The organism is Streptomyces sp. NPDC058525 (assembly GCF_042719495.1).
In the GTDB taxonomy this organism is placed as follows: domain Bacteria; phylum Actinomycetota; class Actinomycetes; order Streptomycetales; family Streptomycetaceae; genus Streptomyces.
The window spans coordinates 118,871-139,517 of the sequence record NZ_JBHXNP010000001.1 but is presented as its reverse complement, the minus strand read 5'-3'; the positions used below and the strand labels follow the sequence as shown (position 1 = coordinate 139,517).

General features: G+C 72.7%; 15 protein-coding genes. 9 read left to right on the top strand and 6 right to left on the bottom strand.

The annotated features are described in order from the left end of the window. Nucleotides 1–56: 56 nt before the first annotated feature. On the bottom strand, nt 57–536 hold the full coding sequence (locus tag ACFWP3_RS00640) for an RrF2 family transcriptional regulator (protein ID WP_384215332.1): 480 nt from the start codon (nt 534–536) through the stop codon (nt 57–59). 110 nt (nt 537–646) lie between these two features. On the opposite strand from ACFWP3_RS00640, the gene ACFWP3_RS00635 reads away from it, so the two are divergent. The 4 genes from ACFWP3_RS00635 (at nt 647) to ACFWP3_RS00620 (ending at nt 5,639) form a co-directional block, all read left to right on the top strand. Continuing rightward, on the top strand, nt 647–1,474 hold the full coding sequence (locus ACFWP3_RS00635) for a hypothetical protein (RefSeq protein WP_384215222.1): 828 nt from the start codon (nt 647–649) through the stop codon (nt 1,472–1,474). Nucleotides 1,475–1,555: 81 nt separating this feature from the next. Continuing rightward, nucleotides 1,556–3,544: an FUSC family protein gene (locus ACFWP3_RS00630; RefSeq protein ID WP_384215221.1), complete on the top strand. Its 1,989-nt coding sequence runs from the start codon at nt 1,556–1,558 to the stop codon at nt 3,542–3,544. Nucleotides 3,545–3,642: 98 nt separating this feature from the next. Continuing rightward, nucleotides 3,643–4,353 carry a hypothetical protein gene (locus ACFWP3_RS00625; RefSeq protein WP_384215220.1) on the top strand — a complete coding sequence of 237 codons (711 nt, stop codon included), beginning with the start codon at nt 3,643–3,645 and terminating at the stop codon, nt 4,351–4,353. Continuing rightward, entirely contained in the window at nt 4,341–5,639 is a 1,299-nt protein-coding gene (locus tag ACFWP3_RS00620; protein WP_384215219.1) for a sensor histidine kinase, read from the top strand. The genes ACFWP3_RS00625 and ACFWP3_RS00620 overlap by 13 nt, the downstream gene beginning before the upstream one ends. Nucleotides 5,640–5,657: 18 nt before the next feature. On the opposite strand, the gene ACFWP3_RS00615 is transcribed toward ACFWP3_RS00620, so the two are convergent. Beyond that, on the bottom strand, nt 5,658–7,745 hold the full coding sequence (locus ACFWP3_RS00615; protein ID WP_384215218.1) for a PhoX family protein: 2,088 nt from the start codon (nt 7,743–7,745) through the stop codon (nt 5,658–5,660). Between the two features lie 295 nt (nt 7,746–8,040). Here ACFWP3_RS00615 and ACFWP3_RS00610 point away from each other — a divergent pair, with 295 nt between their 5' ends. Continuing rightward, entirely contained in the window at nt 8,041–9,471 is a 1,431-nt protein-coding gene (locus ACFWP3_RS00610; RefSeq protein ID WP_384215217.1) for a VWA domain-containing protein, read from the top strand. A 62-nt stretch (nt 9,472–9,533) separates the two neighbouring features. Here the strand turns inward: ACFWP3_RS00610 and aspS are convergent, their stop codons facing one another. Next, complete coding sequence (aspS, locus tag ACFWP3_RS00605; RefSeq protein ID WP_384215216.1) at nt 9,534–11,351, bottom strand: aspartate--tRNA ligase; 1,818 nt, start codon at nt 11,349–11,351, stop codon at nt 9,534–9,536. A gap of 159 nt (nt 11,352–11,510) precedes the next feature. Between aspS and ACFWP3_RS00600 the strand changes: the two genes are divergently transcribed. Next, the gene (locus ACFWP3_RS00600; RefSeq protein WP_384215215.1) at nt 11,511–13,658 is read left to right on the top strand and encodes a SpoIIE family protein phosphatase; all 2,148 of its coding nucleotides are present in this window, start codon (nt 11,511–11,513) and stop codon (nt 13,656–13,658) included. A 20-nt stretch (nt 13,659–13,678) separates the two neighbouring features. Here the strand turns inward: ACFWP3_RS00600 and ACFWP3_RS00595 are convergent, their stop codons facing one another. Next, complete coding sequence (locus ACFWP3_RS00595) at nt 13,679–14,665, bottom strand: hypothetical protein (RefSeq protein WP_384215214.1); 987 nt, start codon at nt 14,663–14,665, stop codon at nt 13,679–13,681. A gap of 123 nt (nt 14,666–14,788) precedes the next feature. On the opposite strand from ACFWP3_RS00595, the gene ACFWP3_RS00590 reads away from it, so the two are divergent. Further along, nucleotides 14,789–15,847, top strand: coding sequence for an AI-2E family transporter (locus ACFWP3_RS00590; RefSeq protein WP_384215213.1), 1,059 nt, complete (start codon nt 14,789–14,791; stop codon nt 15,845–15,847). A 271-nt stretch (nt 15,848–16,118) separates the two neighbouring features. Here ACFWP3_RS00590 and ACFWP3_RS00585 read toward each other — a convergent pair whose 3' ends face one another. Together ACFWP3_RS00585 and ACFWP3_RS00580 are read right to left on the bottom strand one after the other, a co-directional pair. Further along, a complete protein-coding gene (locus ACFWP3_RS00585; RefSeq protein WP_384215212.1) occupies nt 16,119–17,102 on the bottom strand; it encodes a pirin family protein in 984 nt (327 codons plus the stop codon). A 144-nt stretch (nt 17,103–17,246) separates the two neighbouring features. After that, nucleotides 17,247–17,705, bottom strand: a complete 459-nt coding sequence (locus tag ACFWP3_RS00580; protein WP_384215211.1) for an SseB family protein — start codon at nt 17,703–17,705, stop codon at nt 17,247–17,249. Nucleotides 17,706–17,977: 272 nt separating this feature from the next. On the opposite strand from ACFWP3_RS00580, the gene ACFWP3_RS00575 reads away from it, so the two are divergent. Beyond that, complete coding sequence (locus ACFWP3_RS00575) at nt 17,978–19,804, top strand: acyl-CoA dehydrogenase (RefSeq protein WP_384215210.1); 1,827 nt, start codon at nt 17,978–17,980, stop codon at nt 19,802–19,804. Between the two features lie 103 nt (nt 19,805–19,907). Then, complete coding sequence (locus ACFWP3_RS00570) at nt 19,908–20,639, top strand: hypothetical protein (RefSeq protein WP_384215209.1); 732 nt, start codon at nt 19,908–19,910, stop codon at nt 20,637–20,639. The last annotated feature ends 8 nt before the right edge of the window (nt 20,640–20,647 follow it).

The following is a 20,647-nucleotide window of genomic DNA, read 5'->3' as shown; positions in this document are numbered from 1 at the left end:
CGTACGTGTGGTGCGACGCGGTGCGCTTCGTTGCGATGCGGTGCGGCCCGGCGCGGCTACTGCGCGGCGAGCCAGGCGCGGAGCCGCTCGGGGGCCTCGGGGGCCTGCCGTTCGGCCTGCCGCCGGACCTCGTCGAGGTCCTGGGCCGCCAGGGCCTCGCGCCAGGCCAGTTCGGCACGGCCCATGGCGTGCGCGATGGCGCAGGCGGGGGCGCCGGCCGCCGCACCCCGGTCCAGCCCCCCGGGCCCCTGCTGCCGGATCTCCGTGCACCGGAAGGCCTCCTCGGGACCCTCGACGGCGGCGACCACGTCCATGAGCGAGATCTCGGCGAGCGGACGGGCCAGCCGGAAGCCGCCGCGGGGGCCGGGGGCGGAGGTGACGATGCCCGCCCGGGCCAGCGCCTGGAGCTGCTTGTTCAGGTAGGCCGCGGGCAGGTCGTGCCACGCGGCCAGGCGGGCCGCCGACACGGCCCGGTCCGGCCCGCTCCACGCCAGGTTGACGCAGCTGTGCAGCGCCCACTCGACGCCCTCGCTCATCCTCATAACCTGGATATTAAATGTCCAGGATCTCGGCCGCAAGGGTGCCGCGCCACCCGCCCGCAGCAATACCGCTCGCGCCCGGTACCGCCGCGGCATTCCCTGGTGACGTGCGCACCATCCTGTCGGCGGTACTGATCGCGCTCGTGGCCCTGCTGGTGCCCGCGAGCGCCGTCGCGTACTGGGCCGACCGCGATCTGGGCAACGCCGACCGCTACACCGCCGCCATGTCCCCGCTCGCCGAGGACCCCGCCGTCCAGGGCGTCGTCGTCACCCAGGCCACCCGCGCCCTCGCCGGGCAGATCGACGCGGGCCCCTTCCAGAGCGGGGTCGACGCCCTGCTCGGCGAGGCGCTGCGCTCCTTCGCCGGCACCGAGGCCTACCGGACCGCGTGGGACGCGGCCAACCGGGCCGCCCACGCCGCCTTCCTCGAGGCGCTCACCACCGGCCACGGCGACGCCGTCACCATCGACCTGGCACCCGTCATCGCCCAGGTCAAGGAGGAACTCGTCGCCGACGGCGTGCCGTTCGCCGACCGCATCCCGGTGACGCACGTATCCGTCAAGGTCATGGAGTACGACAACCTCGGCGCGCTCCGGAAGGGCTTCCGCATGCTCCAGATCGCGGGCGTCTGGCTCCCCGTGCTCACCGTGGTGCTGGCCGCCGCGGCCATCGCCGTCGCCGTGCGCCGCCGGCGGGCCGTGATCGCCACCGGGCTCGGACTCGCGGTCGGGGCGGCCCTGCTGTGGATCGCCGTGGACCTCTGCCGCCGGCTCACCCTGGACGATCTGCCGGCCGACATCGACCGGCAGGCCGCCGGCGCGGTGTACGACGCCCTCACCGCGTTCCTGCGCACCACCGCCTGGGTAGTGCTGGCGGTCGGGCTCGCCGCCGCGCTGGGCGCCTGGGTGACCGGCCGGCTACGCCGCACCCCATAAGCTCGGAAGGTACCCAACGTACGCAGAACCACGCAGAAGAGCCCAGAAGAACCGATTCTCGAGCGGCGGCACGGAAGCGGAATGAGCACCGAACGCACCGAACACATATCGTCCGGGCGAGGCCGGCCCCATCCACTGGCCCCACCCGCCTGGCTGCTGGGCGGACTGCGGCCGAGCTCCGCACCGATCCCGTGGGCCGCCGCGGCACGCGCGGCGATCGCGCTGTCCGTCCCGCTCGCCGTCGGATTCGCCCTCGACGAGCCCGAGTACGGCGCGCTCGTCTCCATGGGCGCCCTGTCCGGGGTCATCGGCGACACCGCCGACGCCTACCGGATGCGCGTCCTCAACATCGCCGTACCGCAGCTCTTCGGCGCCGTGGGCGTCACGCTGGGCACCCTGGTCTTCGGCCACGGCTGGCTGGCCGTCGGCGCCCTCACCCTCGTCGCCCTGGTCTCCGGAATGATCTCCTCGATCGGCACGGTCGCCTCCGTCTCCGGGCTGCTGCTCCTGCTCAACGCCGTGATCGGCGCCGGACTGCCGCTGCCGCAGCCCTGGTGGACGGCCCCCCTGCTGCTGACCGCCGGCGGACTGTTCGTGCTCGTGCTCAGCCTGCTGGGCTGGCCGCTGCGCGGCCGCCTCCCCGAGCGCACGGCCGTCGCCACCACCTACCGGGCGCTCGCGGACTCGCTCGAGGCGGCCGGCGGTCCCGCCGCCGTCTACGACGAGCGCCGCCGGCAGGTCACCCAGGCCCTGAACCAGGCCTACGACCTGGTCCTGGGCCGACGGGCCCGGGTGCACGGGCGCAGCCCCTCCCTGGTGCGGATGCTGGCCCAGCTCAATGTGGTGATCCCGCTCGTGGAGGCCGCCCCCGCCGCTCACCTGCGCGGCCGCCCGCTGCCGCCCGAGGTCCCGGCGGCCGTACGGGACCTGGCCGACGCCGTCGAAGAGGGCCGCACCGGAACCCCCGTACTCGACCTGCCCCCGCCGCACACCCCCGCCGAGCGGGCCGTCGACTCGGCCCTGCGGCACGCCGCGGACGTCGTGTACCTCGCCGAACCGGACCTGCACAACGTCGACGACCGGCTCGGCCGGCCCGCCGCCCTGCGGGTCCGGGTCCGGCGCACGGTGCGCGACGTGATGCTCTCCGGGGCCTCCTGGCGGTACGGACTGCGGCTCGCGCTGTGCATCGGGCTCGCCCAGTCGCTCGTCTCGCTGGTCGAGGTCGAGCGCTCGTACTGGGTCGCGCTGACCGTCACCTTCGTCCTCAAGCCCGACTTCGGCTCGGTGTTCTCGCGGGCCGTACTGCGCGCGCTGGGCACCGCGGTCGGGCTGGTGGTCGCCGCCGCGGTGCTGGCCGAGGTGCCGCGCGGCTGGTGGGACGTACCGGTGATGGTGGTGCTCGCCGCGCTGATCCCCGCCTTCTCCGCCAAGGGGTACGCCTTCCAGACCGCCGCGATCACCCCGGTGATCCTGCTGCTCTCGGACCAGCTCAACCACCAGGGCTTCGACCTGATCCGGCCACGCCTGCTGGACAGTCTGATCGGCTGCGCCATCGTCCTCGTCGCGGGCTACCTGCTGTGGCCCGAGAGCTGGCACGCCCGGATCGGGGACCGGCTCGCCGACACCGTCTACGACGCGGCCCGCTACCTCGAACGAGCCTTCGCCCCGGCCCCCGACGAGGCCGCGCTCGCCGAGGCGCGCACCATCCGCGTCCAGGCCAGGCGGCGGATCTACCGGGACCTGTCGGGCGTCCGCAGCGAGTTCCAGCGCGCCCTGACCGAGCCGCCGCCGACGGGGGCCCGGGCCGCCGCCTGGTGGCCGCTGGTGGTGGCCGTCGAACGCATCGTGGACGCGACCACCGCCGCCCGCGTCCGCGTCAACCACGGGGCCGCGCCGCCGTCGCCGGACGAGGTCGAGTCCCTCGCGCGCCAGCTGCGCGAACTGGCCGAACGGGTGCGCAGCAGCACCACCCCGGTACGGGCCGAGGCGGAGCCCGGGGGCGGGGAGTCGAGCGTCCTGGCCCCGGTCCGCCAGGAGGTCGCCGCGGCCCGCGCCCTCGCCCGGCCCTGACGGGCCGCGGCTCTCTCGCCTCTCTCCCTCCGGGAGACCGGTCGCCCGGATGGCCCCGTGCCCGGGCCTCCGGGGCGGCGGCGGGAGAGCATCGGTACATGCACCGCGCCCCGGCCGTGATGGTCCTCGCCGCCGCCCTGGCGGCCCTGGCCGGGTGCGCCGACGCCGAGGGGCTGAAGAGCCAGGGCGACCTGGGCACCGTGCGCGCCCCGAAGAGCCTGTGGAAGGACCTGCGCCCCGCCCCGCCCGACCCCGACCAGAAGCCGGGAACGGCCGCCGTGGTGCCCGGGCTGCCCAAGGCCTCTGGGACCGGCATGCGGGGCGTGGACGCGCTGGACGTCGTACGCGCCGACATCACCTCCGCCATCGCGCAGGACGGCGGGACGGGCCGGCTCGTCGACCCCCGGGCCGTGCAGCGGCTCGCGCTCTGCACCGACGCCCCGGGCGGCGGCCCCGACTGCCCGGTGCGCCCCGGCGTACTGCACGACCTGACGGGCAACGGCCGGGAGGAGCTGATCACCGCCCTGGACATCGACGGCCGGCTCAGCGAACTGCGCGTCTACACCGTCCAGGACGACGGCTCCATCGCCCGGGTGCTGGCCCGCCGGGCGGTGCTGGAGGGCGTGGAGGTCGCCGCCGAGCACCTGGCGGTGCGCGAGCCCACCTCGAACCCGAAGTACGTGGCGGTCTCCGACTACGAGTGGGACCCCAAGGCCGGGGTCATGAACCTCGCGCAGCTGACCCTCGACGACTGCCCGGCCCTGACGGACCTTCCGCTGAGCGAGGACGGGTCGCGATGCGCGCGCTGAGCAGCCTGCGCTGGAAGATCGCCCTGACCACCACGGCCGTGTGCTGCATGGTCGCCGCCGCCCTCGGGATCCTGGTGCACAACGTCGTCGCCCGGCAGATCGTCGGAGAGGTCCGCGCGAAGGCGGAGGCGGACCTCGACCACGCCCTCGGCCACTACGAGTACGGCACCTCCCACGGCGACGTGGACATCGCCCTGGACCCGCCCGGCCTGCCGGAGCCGCTGCGCGCACTGGTCGCCCGCGGGGACACCGGCAGCATGGTCGGCCGGCGCGGGGACGAGCCGGTGATGTGGGCGGCCGGTCCCGCCGACGAGCACGCCCTCGCGATCTGGGTCCCGTTCGGCAACACCCGCGACCGGCTGCGGGACGTCGACACGGCGATCCTGGCCTCCGCCGCCCTCGCCGCCGGGGTGGTCGCGCTGGCCGGCCTCTTCCTCGCCGGCCGGATCAGCCGGCGGCTGGCCACCACGGCCGCCGTGGCCCGCCGGATCAGCTCCGGGGACCTGGACGCGCGGGTGGGCTTCCCGGCCGACGGCGACGGAGTGGACGACGGCGACGGCGACGGCGGGGAGGGCGACGGCCGGCGTCCGGCCCGCTCCCGGGACGAGGTGCGGGACGTGGCGCAGGCCCTCGACTCGATGGCCGGCTCGCTCCAGGACCGGCTGGAGGCGGAGAAGCGGTTCACCGCGGACGTCGCGCACGAACTGCGCACCCCGCTCACGGGCTCGCTGGCCGCGGCGGCGCTGCTGCCGGAGGGCCGCCCCAAGGAGATGATCAACGACCGGCTCAGGGCCCTGCACCTGCTCACCGAGGACCTGCTGGAGATCTCCCGGCTGGACTCGGGCGTCGAACGCGCCGAACTGGCGCGGGTGGAGCTGGGCCGGGCGGTGCGGCGGGCGGTCACCGGCAGCGGGCGGGAGGCGACCGTACGGGTCCTGCGGGACACGGTGGTGCTCACCGACCGGCGCCGCCTGGACCGGATCCTGGCCAACCTGCTGGTCAACTCCCACAAGCACGGCCGGCCGCCGGTCGAAGTGACCGTGGAGGGCCCGGTGGTGGTGGTCCGCGACCACGGCCCCGGCTATCCGCCCGAGCTGATCGAGCACGGCCCGAAGCGGTTCCGCACCGGGGACCCCGGGCGCGGGCGGGGCCACGGGCTGGGGCTGACGATCGTGGTCGGCCAGGCGGCCGTGCTGGAGATCGCGCTCACTTTCTCCAACGCCCCCGACGGGGGCGCGGTGACCACCCTCAGGCTGCCGGTCGGACGGCTGCCCGAGGCGGGCTGAGGGTGGTCACCGGTCGGCTCAGACGCCGATGTTCTTGCCGTCCTTGCGCCAGACCGAGACGACGGCCGGGCGGACGATCTTGCCGGGGCCGTCGGGCCACACGGACTGCGGCTTCTCGACGGACGCGCCGTCCAGCTCGCCCGGGTGCTGCACGGCCACCAGGACGCGCTTGTCCTGGATGATCGGGCCGCAGGTCTCGGCGCCGCGCGGAACGGTCAGGAACTGCTTCAGCTCACCGCGGCGGTCACCGGCCGTCGCGACGCCGAACAGGCCGTCGTGGGAGCCGAGCTGGTTGCCGTCGGTGGAGATCCACAGGTTGCCGTGCGGGTCGAAGGCCACGTTGTCCGGGCAGGAGATCGGGCTGACCTTCTCCTTCGGGAAGCCCGCGAAGTAGGTCGCCGGGTCGTTCGGGTCACCGGCGACCAGGAACAGCCGCCAGGCGAAGCCGTCGCCGGCCGGGTCGTCGAAGTTCTCGGCGAGCTCCAGGATCTGGCCGTGCTTGTTCAGGTTGCGCGGGTTGGCCTCGGTGGCGCCTTCCTTGCCGGCCTTGCCGCGGTCGGTGTTGTTGGTCAGCGCGACGTAGACGCGGCCGGTGCGCGGGGAGGGCTCGACGTCCTCGGGGCGGTCCATCTTCGTGGCGCCCGCCTTGTCGGCGGCCTGGCGCGTGAAGACGTACACCTCCTCGGCGGTCATGCCCTCGACGTGCGAGACGTTGCCGGTGGCGAGCTTGATCCAGACGCCGGAGCCGTCGAACTCGCCGTCGGAGGGGAGCTTGCCGGAGCCGTCGAGCTCGGCGGCCGGGGTGTCGCCGGTCAGCTTGGCGACGTAGAGGGTGCCCTCGTCGAGCAGCGTGAGGTTGTGCTCCTTCGCCGCGCGCGAGTTGCCCTTCTTCATCTGCTTCGACGAGACGAACTTGTAGAAGTAGTCGAAGCGCTCGTCGTCGCCCATGTACACGACCGGGCGGCCGTCCTCGGTCAGGCGGGGCTGCGCGGCCTCGTGCTTGAAGCGGCCGAGCGCGGTGCGCTTGCGCGGGACGGAGTCGGGGTCGTACGGGTCCAGCTCGACGACCCAGCCGAAGCGGTGCGACTCGTTGGGCTCCTGGGCCACGTCGAAGCGCTTGTCGAAGCGCTCCCACTTGCGCTCGGTGGCGCCGGTGGTCATGCCGTAGCGCTTCAGGCGGGCGGCCTGGACGGCGTCGGTGACCTGGCCGGCGTTGGCGAAGTACTGGTTGAAGTTCTCCTCGCCGTGGAGGGTGGTGCCCCACGGGGTGGTGCCGCCGGCGCAGTTGTTGAGGGTGCCGAACACCTTGGTGCCGGAGGGGTCGACCGAGGTCTTCAGCAGGGCGCCGCCCGCGGCCGGGCCGGTCATCCGGAACTCGCTGGTGGTGGTCAGGCGGCGGTTCAGCTGGTGGCGGGAGACGGCCGTCAGCTTGCCGCTGCGGTGGTCCTCCTGGACGACGACCACGGACAGGCCGTGCGCGGCCCAGGCGATCTCGACCTGCTCGCGGGTCGGGTTGGCCGGGTCGTACGCCTTGAACATGAGGTGCTCGTCGGTGTACTCGTGGTTGGCCACGAGGAGCTGCCGGCGCTCGTACTTGTCGCCGAGCGGGAGCAGGCTCAGGAAGTCGTTGTTGTAGCCGAACTGACCGGCCTGCGCGGCGGCGGTCTGCTTGTCGGCGTTGAAGCCCGGGGCACCCTTGATGATCGGGTCGCCCCAGCGTATGACCACGTTCTGCTCGTGGCCCTCGGGGATGGTGACCTGGTCGGCGGTGTTCGGCGCGACGGACTTGAAGCGCAGGCCGCGGGCGGCCTCGCCGCCCTTGCCCGCACCGGCGGCTCCGGCCTCGCCGGCCGGGGTGGCGTTGGCGGACTGGCCGGGGCCGCTGAGGGTGATCGCGGTGCCGGCGGCGGTGGCGACCGTCACGACGGCGGCGGTCCGCAGCATCGAGCGGCGGGAGTACGCGCGGGCTATGACATCGCCGGCGTACTCGTTGTCGCTGGTGTTGGGCACCTCGTGGAAGCATGCGTCGCCACAGCGGTAGCGGCAGGTGAGGGCGGAACGGCCGCCCCCATGCGGGTTGCCGATGAGCGGCAGGAGCTTGCGCACGAGTGTCCTCCGAGTAGCTGCGTGGGCGCCGACAACGTGTCGGAACAATCCAGCGGTGAGGCTAGGCCCGGGTGGCGCCGAGGCGGCGGCGCGCGGATGAACGATCGGTGAACCCGGCACGTCGGGGCGGGAGTTCGGGCGGAGGATGCGCGTGACTGGGAGCCGGACGCCACGAAAGGCGCCCCTCACGAAGATCCAGCCAGGCGGCCGATAACCTTACGTGTCCACTCTGGGCAGGGATCATCCGCGCAGCACGGACAAATGACGCACGCATCTCATGCGAAAGGCCTGGCCCATGGGTATTCGGAGCTTGTTGCGCAAGGTGTTCGGACGGTCTGCGGAACCGGTACCGGAATCGTCGGGCACGCCCTCGGCGGCCCTCCCGAGCCAGTCGGAACGCACTCCCCTGGACGCGGCGGCCGAGCTGGTCGCCGCCTCCTTCGACAACCCCACCGTGCCGCCGCAGTCCGCACCGCGGGACCGCGAGCCGGGCACGGTCCTGACGGCTCCGGCCCCGGACCCGTCCCCGGTCGCGGACCCCACCGTCCCGGAGGCACGCCGCCCGTCGCCTCCGGCGGTTCAGCAGTCGGAGCCGGTGACCGTCGAGGCGGAGCCTGTGGCGGAGGCCGCGCCGGTGGCCGAGGCTGAGGCTGAGCCGGTGGCCGAGGCTGAGCCGGTGGTTAAGGCCGAGGCCGAACCCGTCGCGGATGCCGAGCCGGTGGCCGCGAAGGCCGAGGCCGAACCCGTCGCGGATGCCGAGCCGGTGGCCGTCGCCGCTGAAGCGGAGCCCGTGGCCGAACCCGTCGCGGAGCCTGTGGCCGCCGAGGTCGTGCCCGAGCCCGTCGCCGAAGCGGAGCCTGTGGCCGCCGAGGTCGTGCCCGAGCCCGTCGCCGAAGCGGAGCCTGTGGCCGCCGAGGTCGTGCCCGAGCCCGTCGCCGAGCCCGTCGCGGTCGAGGCCGAGGTCGTCGCCGCGGAGGCCGAGGTCGTCGCCGAGCCCGTCGTGGTCGAGGCCGTCGCGGAAGCCGAGCCCCTGGCCGTCGAGGCCGAGGTCGAGGCCGAGGTCGGCGGGCCCGCGTACGCCGCCGCCGTGGTGCGGCGGCGGGCGCCCGGGGTGGCCGGGGCGTACAAGGCGGCCGGGCAGGTGCTCCGGAGCAAGGGCAAGGCCGGGGCGCGCGCCAAGGTGTACCTCGTCCTGGACCGGTCCGGATCCATGCGCGGCTTCTACAAGGACGGCAGCGCCCAGTACCTCGCCGACCACGCCCTCGCCCTCGCCGCGCACCTCGACGAGGAGGCCACCGTGCACACGGTGTTCTTCTCCACCGAGCTCGACGGCACCGCCGACCTCGCCCTCGACGGCCACGACGAGGCCTGGGTCGAGGCCCGCCACGCCGAGCTCGGCCGGATGGGCCGCACCAGCTACCACGTGGCCGTAGAGGCCGTCGTCGAGCGCTACCAGAAGGACGGCGGCGAGGGCCCGGCCCTGGTCGTCTTCCAGACCGACGGCGCCCCGGACAACCGGCAGCCCGCCAAGGCCGCCCTGACCGAGGCCGCCGCCACCGCCCCCGGCCTGCACTGGCAGTTCGTCGCGTTCGGCGACCACGACAACAAGGCCTTCGACTTCCTGCGCAAGCTGGACGCCGAGAACGCCGGCTTCTTCCACGCCGGCCCCGCCCCGCGCGAACTGACCTCCGCCGCCCTCCTCAAGGGCATCCTGGAGCGTTTCTAGCCGGAACGAGCCGAAGGGCCCGGGATCAGCCGATCCCGGGCCCTTCGTCACACCTGGTCCAACTACCGTGCGGCGTCCGGGTGGACGGCCTCGGCGATCGGCTTGGCGTCGGCCGCCTTGGTCTCCACGGGCTTGCGCAGCGCGATGTTCAGCTCGCGCAGGCGGGCCTCCTCCAGCACCGTCGGCGCGCCCATCATCAGGTCCTGCGCGTTGCCGTTCAGCGGGAAGGCGATGGTCTCGCGGATGTTCGGCTCGTCGGCCAGCAGCATCACGATGCGGTCCACGCCCGGGGCGATGCCGCCGTGCGGCGGGGCGCCGAGCCGGAAGGCGCGCAGCATGCCGGCGAACTCGCGCTCGACGGTCTCGGCCTCGTAGCCCGCGATCTCGAAGGCCTTCAGCATGACCTCGGGCTCGTGGTTGCGGATGGCGCCGGAGGACAGCTCGATGCCGTTGCAGACGATGTCGTACTGCCACGCCAGGATGTCCAGCGGGTCCTTCTCCTCGAGGTCCTTCATCCCGCCCTGCGGCATGGAGAAGGGGTTGTGGGAGAAGTCGATCTTGCCGGTCTCCTCGTCCTTCTCGTACATCGGGAAGTCGACGATCCAGCAGAAGCGGAAGACGTTCTCCTCGAACTGCCCGGCACGCTTGGCGGCCTCGACGCGGACGCCGGACATGATCTTGGAGACCTCGTCGAACTCGCCCGCGCCGAAGAACACCGCGTGGCCGGCGGCCAGCCCCAGGCGCTCGGTGAGGACCTTGATGTTCTCCTCGGTGAGGAACTTGGCGATCGGGCCGGTCAGGGCACCGTCCTCGCCGACGCGGACCCAGGCCAGGCCCTTGGCGCCGAGCGAGATCGCGTACTCGCCGAGGCCGTCGAAGAACTTGCGCGGCTGCGCGGCGGTGTCCGGGACGGCCAGGGCGCGCACGTGCTTGCCGGCGAACGCCTTGAACTCCGAGTCCTCGAACACGTCGGTGATGTCGACGAGTTCCAGCTTGGCGCGCAGGTCGGGCTTGTCGTTGCCGTACTTCAGCATCGACTCGCGGAACGGGATGCGCGGGAAGGGGGAGGTGACCTCGCGGCCGCCGCCGAACTCGGTGAAGAGCTCGGTCATCAGGCGCTCGATCGGCTGGAAGACGTCCTCCTGCTCGACGAAGGACATCTCCACGTCGAGCTGGTAGAACTCGCCCGGCGAGCGGTCGGCGCGGGCGTCCTCGTCGCGGAAGCAGGGCGCGATCTGGAAGTACCGGTCGAAGCCGGAGATCATCAGCAGCTGCTTGAACTGCTGCGGCGCCTGCGGCAGGGCGTAGAACTTGCCCGGGTTCAGACGGGACGGGACGACGAAGTCGCGGGCGCCCTCGGGGGAGGTCGCGGTGAGGATCGGCGTCGCCATCTCGTTGAAGCCGAGGGCCACCATCTTGTGGCGGATCGCGGCGATGACCGCCGAGCGCAGCATGATGTTGCGGTGCATGCGCTCGCGGCGCAGGTCGAGGAAGCGGTACTCCAGGCGCCGCTCCTCGTTCACCCCGTCGTCGGTGTTGATGGTGAAGGGCAGCGGGGCGGCCGCGCCGAGCACCTCGACCTCGACGGCCTCGATCTCGATCTCGCCGGTGGGCAGCTCGGGGTTGATGTTCTCGGCGCCGCGGGAGACGACTTTGCCGTCGACCCGGACCACGGTCTCCTTGGAGAGCTTGTCCAAGGCCGCGGCGGCGGCGGTGCCGGGACGGGCCACGAGCTGCGTGATGCCGTAGTGGTCACGCAGATCGATGAAGAGGATGCCGCCCAGGTCTCGACGGTTGTGCAGCCAGCCGCTCAGCCGGACGTCGGCGTTGACGTCAGAGGCGCGGAGCTCGCCGCAGGTGTGGGACCTGTACCGATGCATCAGTCATCCAGTTCTTCGCGATACCAGGGTGGATTCAACCCTCACAAGGTTACCGTCCGGGCGGGGGGCCGGTCGGGCACGCCCGCCGGGCCCCCGGCACGCGCCCGGCGCACCGGGGCGAACAGGCACGTGGGACGGATGACCTGTAAAGATGACCGGGTGCGCACCGAGGACGTCCTGGCCGCCATCGCGACCGGTCTGTGGCGATGGGACAACGCCTCCGGGACGGTCACCCTCGACGGCGAGGCCGCCCGGCTCCTCGGGCTGCCCGCGGAGCCGGTGGCGCTGCCGGAGGTCACCGTGCGGTCGCGGTTCCACCCGGTGGACTGGAACGAGATCAACGGCATCGTCACGCTGGCCGTCGCCGAGGGCACGCTCGCCGAGGCCCGGCTGCGGATCATGGACGAGGACGGGCGGGTCCTGCGGACCGTGCGCAGCCGCTCCAAACCGGTGGAGAACCGGACCGCCGAGGGCCGCGTCGACTACGAGCTGATCGGCACCATCCAGGAGATCGCCGAGCCGCAGCCCGGCACCACCGCCGTGCACACCCCGATCACCGGCGACTGGCGGCGCTCCCGCGAGGCCTTCCTGCTGGACGCGGGCCGCGCGCTGGCCGAGGCCCGCTCCACCGCGGAGGTGCTGCGGGTCGCCGCCTCCCTGTCCATGCCCGGCTTCAGCCCCGACGGACTGGCCGTCTTCGGCGTGGCCGGCGAGCGGCTGTCGATCATCGGGCACCACGGGCACGACGTCGGGGACGAGGCCCCCTTCGCGGACATGCGGCTGGACACCGACTACCCGGCCGCCGAGGTGGTCCGTACCGGGCGGGCGATCTACCTGCCCAGCCCGGAGGAGTACAAACGGCGCTTCCCGGCCACCTGGCCGCTCGCCCAGCGCTTCGGACGGGTGTCCTGGGCCTTCCTGCCCCTGATCGTCGCCGGACGCACCATGGGCGCCTGGATGGCCGCCTTCAAGCACCCGGTGTCCTTCTCGCCCGACGAGCGGTCGGTCCTGACCACCGTGGCCCGGATGCTCGCCCAGGCCCTCCAGCGCGCCGGGGTGGCCGAATCCGAGCGGGAACTCACCACCGGCCTCCAGCGGTCGATGATGCCGCAGCTCGGCCCCGAGATCCCGGGCATGCAGATCGCCGCGCGGTACGTCCCGACCGGCGGCGGGCTCCAGGTCGGCGGCGACTGGTACGACATGATCCCGCTGCCCTCGGGACGGTTCGCGCTGGTCATCGGCGATGTCCAGGGCCACGACGTGCGCGCCGCCGGGCTGATGGGCCAGCTGCGGATCGCGGTGCGGGCATACGCCTCGGAGGGCCACCGGCCCGACGCGGTGCTCTCCCGCGCCTCCCGCTTCCTCGCCGGGCTGGGCTCCCCGCAGGATGCCGACGGGGACGAGGACCCGGACTTCCAGAGCCCCCGGTTCGCGACCTGCCTGTACGTGGAGTGCGATCCGCGGACCGGCCTGCTGGAGGTGGCCCGCGCCGGCCACCCCGACCCCGCGATCCGGATGCCCGACGGCACCGTCCTGATGCGGCCCACTGCGGGCGGGCTCCCGCTCGGCATCGTCCCCGACACCGACTACCCGACGACCCGGTTCACCCTGGAGCCGGGCGAGACGATGATGCTGTGCACCGACGGGCTCATCGAGACCGGCGGCCACGACCTCGACACCGGCTGGGCGCGGCTGCGCGCGATCCTGGAGTCCGACACGCACGGGTCGGAGTCCCTGGAGAAGCTCGCCGACCTGCTGGTCCAAGCCGTGCACGGGCCGTCCTCGCACCACACCACCGGCCCGCTGGCCGACCGCCGCGAGGACGACATAGCCGTCGTCCTGCTGTGCCGCGAGGGCGAGGGCTGCGGCTGCGGCGCCGCACCGCGGCCCCCGGTCCGCCCGTCCCGGCGCACGATGCTGACCGTGGCCCAGGCCGAACCGGAACGGATCGCGGGCGCCCGGCGGCAGATCCGGGAGCTGCTGCACGACTGGGCCGACGAGGAGCAGGTGGACTCGGCGGTGCTGATGGTCTCCGAGATGGTGACGAACGTGCTCATGCACACCGACGGCGACGCCCTGCTGGTCGCCGAGGCCGTGGGCGAGCTGGGCGAACGCCGGCTGCGCGTCGAGGTCGCGGACGGCAGCGACGAGCTCCCGCACAAGCGGCACCCGGGCGAGATGGCCTCCAGCGGCCGCGGGGTGCTGCTGACGGAGATGCTGGCCGACGCCTGGGGCGTGGACCCGCGCGGCGAGGGCAAGTCGATCTGGTTCGAGCTCTACGAGCGCTCGAAGCGGCCCGACTCCTGACGGGTTCGCGCCGCGGGCCTCTAGTCCCGTGCGTAGGAACCGAGGCCGACCAGGCAGTACACGTACTGGTTGATGACGGCGCCGTTGAGGGTGTAGCGGTGGGAGAAGGCGTACTGCGTCTTCGGATAGTCCTCGCAGCGGTCCATGTCGGAGGTCATCGGGATGCTTCCGATCACCCGGTAGTGCGCGTCGGCGGCCGAGCAGGGCACCTCCTCCACGTCGTCGACGCGCTGCGCCGTCGTCGAGTCGGGCAGGGTGCCGTTGAGGCAGGTGCCCTTGTCGTACGGGGTGGGGGCGGCCTCCTCCGTCGGCTCGGGGACCGGGGCCGGCTCGGCCGTGGCGGTGTAGCCGGGCGAGGCCGGGGCTCCGGAGGGGCTGTAGGAGGGGCTGTAGGACGACGAGTACGAGGGCTCGGGGCCGGATGACTCGCTCGCCGTCGCGGAGCCGGACGCCTTGCCGTCGCCGCTGTCGCCGGTGCCCGGCCCGACGAGGCTGACGAGCACGGCCGCGATGATCAAGCCCGCCACCAGGAAGCCCACGGACCCGCGCCTGCCGCCGCCGGCCCTGCGCGCCGGGACCGGAGCCGCGGCGAACGGGTTGCCGCCACCGGGCTGGGCCGGCATCTGCTGCGTCCGCGCCGCGAAGGGGTTGCCGCCGCCGGGCGGGGGCTGCGGTGACGGCGTCGGGGTCGGCGTCGCGAAGGGGTTGCCGTCCCCGGGCCGGGCCTGCGGTGACGGGGTCGGCGTCGGGGTCGGCGTCGCGAAGGGGTTGCCGCCGCCCGGCCGGGGCTGGGCGGCCGGCGTCGCGGGCGGGGGCGGGGCGGGCGCCGACACGCTGACCCGTACGGGCACCTCGTCGCTGCCGACCCGCACCCGGACCAGGTCGCCGTCCCGGGTGCCGGACGGGATGCGCAGACGGGCCGGCCCGGTCGGGAGCGTGACCGTGAGGATCACCCCGTGGGCCGCCTGCTGCGGAGTGATCGTTACGTCGACTTCATGCGACGACACCAACTGCTCCTCGGGGCCTGGGCGTGCCGGACGTACGGGTCTCCTCGGATTGTGGCTCGGCCACACCACCGGACGCAGCCGTTCCGTCAAGACGGCGGGACATGGCCGTGGTTGGATGACGGCGTGCCGACCCCCCTGCTGCCCGAGCCGGTGCGGCGATTCGCCGCCTGGTGCGCCGTGGTCCTCGTCGCGACCGCCGTGCTCGCCGTCGTCGTCTGGCTGTGCGGGGTGTTCCGTACGGTCGTCACCCCCCTGCTGCTCGCGGTGCTCGGCACGGCCCTGCTCGGGCCCGTGCACCGGCGGCTGGTCGGCATGAAGGTGAACCGCTCGCTCGCGGCGGCCCTGACCTGCCTCGCCGTGGTCGCCGTCGTCGGCGGGGCCTCGTACGTCGTCGTCCTCGCGCTGGTCGAGACCGGCGACCAGATCGTCGACGCTCTCCGGCGGGCCGGCCAGAGCCTCGCGGAGCACTTCGGGGCGGTCGGCACCTCGCTCGAGGACGTCGCGGAGAACTCCAAGGACCTGCTCGCGAAGTTCGGCGGCACGGCCGCCTCGGGCGTGGTCGCGGGGCTGAGCGTGGTGGGCACGATGATCGCCACGGCCCTGCTGGCCCTGGTGCTGATCTTCTTCTTCCTGCGCGACTCCGACCGGGCCGTGGGGACGCTGCGCTCGCTGGTCCCGACCCGTTCGGGCGACCTGATGGAGGCCATGGGGCGGCGCGCCTTCGAGGCCGTCGAGGGCTTCATGCGCGGCACCACCCTCGTGGCCCTGGTCGACGCGGTGCTGATCGGCGCGGGGCTGCTGGTGCTGGACGTACCGGGCGCATTGGGCCTGGCGGCCCTGGTGTTCGTGACCGCCTACATCCCGTACCTCGGCGCCTTCCTGTCGGGCGCGGTGGCGGTGCTCGTCGCCCTCGCCGACCGGGGCTGGATCATCGGCCTGTGGGCGCTCGGCCTGGTGCTGGCGGTGCAGATGATCGAGGGGTACGTGCTCCAGCCGATGGTGCAGAGCCGGACGGTGCAGATGCACCCGGCCGTGGTCATGCTGGCCATCACCGCGGGGGCGAGCGTCGCCGGGATCCTGGGGATGCTGCTCGCCGTCCCGCTGACCGCGGCCGCCTTCGGGGTGGTCTCGGAGCTGCGCGCCCGGTACGCGGAGCCGGCCGGGCCCGCGGAGCCGGCCTAGGCCAGGGCGGGCCGGTGTTCCTCCTTCAGGACGCCGTAGACGATCGAGTCGCGCCAGCCGCCCCAAGGGCACGTCGCAGCAAGCCCGCGCGCCGTGGGCAGGGGCTCGTCGCAAGTGCCCCGCACGCCCGGGCAAGGGCGCATCGCGGGAAGCCCGCGCGCCCGGCCGCGAAGGTGCGGCGGCCCGACAGGCCCGGCGCGCGAAGGCCCGGCGCGCGAAGGGCCCACCGCCCAAGGGGAGGCGGTGGGGCCGTCGGGTCCCGGGACGGGGCCTAGGAGTGCTGCTCCGCGGACTTGGTCCGCTCGCGGGCGGTGGTCGGGATGGTGCCGAGTCGGCCGGCCTGGAAGTCGTCGAAGGCCTGCTGGAGCTCGTGCCGGCTGTTCATGACGAACGGCCCGTAGTGCGCCATCGGTTCGCGGATCGGGCGCCCGCCGAGGAGGACCACCTCGAGGGCCGGGGCGTTGGAGTCCTGGGACTCGTCCGCCCGCACCGTGAGCGAGCCGCCCTCGCCGAAGACGGCCGTCTGCCCGGTGTGCAGCGGCCGGCGCTCCTCGCCGACCGAGCCGCGCCCGGCCAGGACGTACGCCAGGGCGTTGAAGTCCTCGCGCCACGGCAGGGTGATCTGCGCGCCCGGGGTGATGGTCGCGTGGATCATCGTGATCGGGGTGTGGGTGATGCCCGGGCCCGCGTTGCCGTCGAGCTCGCCCGCGATCACGCGGAGCAGGGAGCCGCCGTCCGGGGTGGTCAGCAGCTGCACCTGGCCGCCGCCGATGTCCTGGTAGCGCGGGGGCATCATCTTGTCGGACGCCGGGAGGTTGACCCACAGCTGGAGGCCGTGGAACAGCCCGCCGGACACGACGAGGGACTCCGGCGGGGCCTCGATGTGCAGCAGGCCCGCCCCGGCGGTCATCCACTGCGTGTCGCCGCCGTTGATGACTCCGCCGCCGCCGTTGCTGTCCTGGTGGACGAAGGTTCCGTCGATCAGGTAGGTGACGGTCTCGAAGCCGCGGTGCGGGTGCCACGGGGTGCCCTTGGGCTCGCCCGGGGCGTACTCCACCTCGCCCATCTGGTCCATCATGATGAACGGGTCGAGGTACTGGTAGTTGATCCCCGCGAACGCGCGGCGCACCGGGAATCCCTCGCCCTCGAACCCACCGGGAGCGGTGGTGACGGCCAGCACCTTGCGCGGGACGACCGCGGTCGGCTCGGCCACGCGCGGGAGCGTCAACGGGTTCTCAACAGTCACTGCGGGCATGGTCAGGACCTCCTTCTGCGTCGAGTTTAGTTGAAACTCGAACTTTCTGCCACACCCCACAGAACAGAGAAGGCCCCGGGGGCATTCCCCCGGGGCCTTCAGGTGCTCTGACCTGGCATCCAGCCGTCTGCGCGGCAATGGCGTCTAGCCATACATCCGGCGCATCGCGAAGTCGACCATCTGCTCGACGGCCTTCGCGTCGAAGACCATCCGGTGGTCGCCCTCCATGTCGAGGACGAAGCCGTAGCCGGTCGGCAGCAGGTCGATCACCTCGGCCCCGGTGATCACGAAGTACTTGGACTCCTTGCCCGCGTACCGGCGCAGCTCCTTGAGCGTGGTGAACATCGGGATGACCGGCTGCTGCGTGTTGTGCAGTGCCAGGAAGCCCGGGGTCTCGCCGCGCGGGCAGTAGACCTTCGAGGTGGCGAAGATCTGCTGGAAGTCCTCGGCGGACAGCGACCCGGTGGTGAAGGCCCGGACCGCGTCCGCGAGGGAGGGCGGGGACGGCTCCGGGTACAGCGGCGGCTGCTGCGCGTAGCCCTGCGGGGGCTGCTGCGGGGCGTACTGCTGCTGGGCGCCCGGGGTCTGGTCGTAGCCGTACATGGGGCGAAGCCTACCGAGGCGGAGGCCCGCCGGGCCGCCGAGTTCCGGCCAGCGGACCGCGGACCGCGTCCCGGGGTGCCGCGGGGCCGCCCAGGGCTCCGGAGCGGAGGACGGCCGGACCCCGCTCCAGTGATCGTCGAGCGCTTCCCGCTTGACCCTGGTCACAGTCGTCCCAGAAGGGTTGATTCTTATTACCGACGGGTAGCATCATGACGTTACCGATTGGTATGTACGAGGAACCTGTCTCCCCGAGCCTTAACGGAGCCGTCGCCATGGGGCACTACAAGTCGAATCTCCGCGACATCGAGTTCAACCTCTTCGAGGTGCTCGGCCGCGACAAGCTGTACGGCACCGGTCCGTTCGAGGAGATGGACACCGAGACCGCCAAGAGCGTCCTCTCCGAGCTCACCCGCCTCGCCGAGAACGAGCTGGCCGCCTCCTTCGAGGACGCCGACCGCAACCCGCCGGTCTTCGACCCGGCCACCAACACCGCGCCGGTCCCGGCCTCCTTCAAGAAGAGCTACGAAGCCTTCATGGACTCGGAGTACTGGCGCCTGGGCCTGCCCGAGGAGATCGGCGGCACCACCTCGCCCCGTTCACTCATATGGGCGTACGCGGAGCTGCTGCTCGGCTCGAACCCGGCCATCTGGATGTACTCCTCCGGCCCGGCCTTCGCCGGCATCCTCTTCGAAGAGGGCAACGAGGCGCAGAAGAAGGTCGCGCAGCTCGCCGTCGAGAAGCGCTGGGGCTCCACCATGGTCCTCACCGAGCCGGACGCCGGCTCGGACGTCGGCGCCGGCCGCACCAAGGCGATCCAGCAGGCCGACGGCTCCTGGCACATCGAGGGCGTGAAGCGGTTCATCACGTCCGGTGAGCACGACATGGAGGAGAACATCCTCCACTACGTCCTCGCCCGCCCCGAGGGCCACGGCCCGGGCACCAAGGGCCTGTCGCTCTTCCTCGTTCCGAAGTTCCACTTCGACTGGGAGACCGGCGAGCTGGGCGAGCGCAACGGCGTCTACGCCACGAACGTCGAGCACAAGATGGGCCTCAAGGCCTCCAACACGTGCGAGATGACCTTCGGCGACCAGCACCCCGCCAAGGGCTGGCTGATCGGCGACAAGCACGACGGCATCCGCCAGATGTTCATGATCATCGAGTTCGCCCGGATGATGGTCGGCACGAAGGCCATCGCCACCCTCTCCACCGGCTACCTCAACGCGCTGGAGTACGCCAAGGAGCGCGTGCAGGGCCCGGACCTGGCCAACTTCATGGACAAGACCGCGCCCAAGGTCACCATCACGCACCACCCCGACGTGCGCCGCTCGCTCATGACGCAGAAGGCGTACGCCGAGGGCATGCGCGCCCTCGTGCTGTACACCGCCTCCGTCCAGGACGCGATCCAGCTCAAGCAGTCCGCCGGCGAGGACGCCTCCGCCGAGATCGGCCTGAACGACCTGCTCCTGCCGATCGTCAAGGGCTACGGCTCGGAGAAGTCCTACGAGCAGCTCGCCCAGTCGCTGCAGACCTTCGGCGGTTCCGGTTACCTCCAGGAATACCCGATCGAGCAGTACATCCGGGACGCCAAGATCGACACCCTCTACGAGGGCACCACGGCGATCCAGGGCCAGGACTTCTTCTTCCGCAAGATCGTCCGCGACCAGGGCGCCTCCCTGAACGTCCTCTCCGAGACGATCAAGAAGTTCCTGGCCGAGGCCGTCGGCGGCGAGGAGCTGGCCGGCGCCCGCGACGCGCTCGCCAAGGCCGCCGTCGACCTCGAGGCCATCGTCGGCCAGATGATCGTCGACCTCACCGCCACCGGCGAGGACGTCAAGAACATCTACAAGGTCGGCCAGAACACCACCCGCCTGCTCATGGCCTCCGGCGACGTCGTCGTCGGATACCTGCTGCTCAAGGGCGCGGCCGTGGCCGCCGAGAAGCTCGCCACCGCCTCCGCCAAGGACGTGGCCTTCTACACCGGCAAGATCGCCGCCGCGAAGTTCTTCGCGTCGCAGGTCCTGCCCGGCGTCTCGGTCGCCCGCTCGCTCGCCGAGAGCGTCGACAACTCCCTGATGGAGCTCGACGAGGCCGCGTTCTAGCCGATCCCGCGCACCACCGGCCGGGTCCCCTTCCACGGGGGCCCGGCCGCTCGCTTACCAGCACGTTCTTCCGTTGTCGGTCGTTCATGGGACGCTCATACGTATGAGTCCACAGGAGCAGCACAGCAGGGGGTACTCCGTCCCGACCGGGCGGCCGTACGCCCTCAAGGAGCTGCAGGCGAGCCTGGGCAGCCTCGGCGACCACCTCCGCGAGCTGTACGACGGCGCGCACCCCGCCGAGTACGACGGCATCGCCGACGCGCTGTACGTGGCCTTCCAGACCGCCGCCGGCCTGGCCCCCGCCAAGAGCTACACCGGCTGCCCCGAACACCCCAACGGCGCCCTCGACCCCGAGGCCCCCGACGGCTGGGGCCGCTGCCTCATCTGCAACGACCGGCGCCGGCTCGGACGGCGGCTCCAGGGCGGCCGGCCCGCCGGCCCCGCGCCCGCGGCCGAGCAGCGGCGCCTCGGCTACCCCGTGCCGGAGGGCCCGTACACCCTCGAAACGCTCCGCGCCCACCTGCGCACGGTCGAGGACCAGCGCTTCCACCTCGCCCTGTCCTCGCCCGCGGAGGACTTCGTCCGCATCGCCGACGACCTGCACCGCGCCTTCATCGTCGCCCGCGAACTGTCCCGGCCGCGCAATGCCTCCGGATGCTCCGAACACCCCGGGGCACCCATCGACCCCGACGCGCCGCCCGGTGAGGGCTGTATCTTCTGCGCCGGACGCAAGAGACGCGCGCAGCGCTCCGCGCAGACCCCGGAGATGCTCCCGCGCATCCGCCGGGGCGAGCGCAGACAGCTGCAGCGCCGATTCGAGCGTCCGCCGGGCTGAGAACCGCC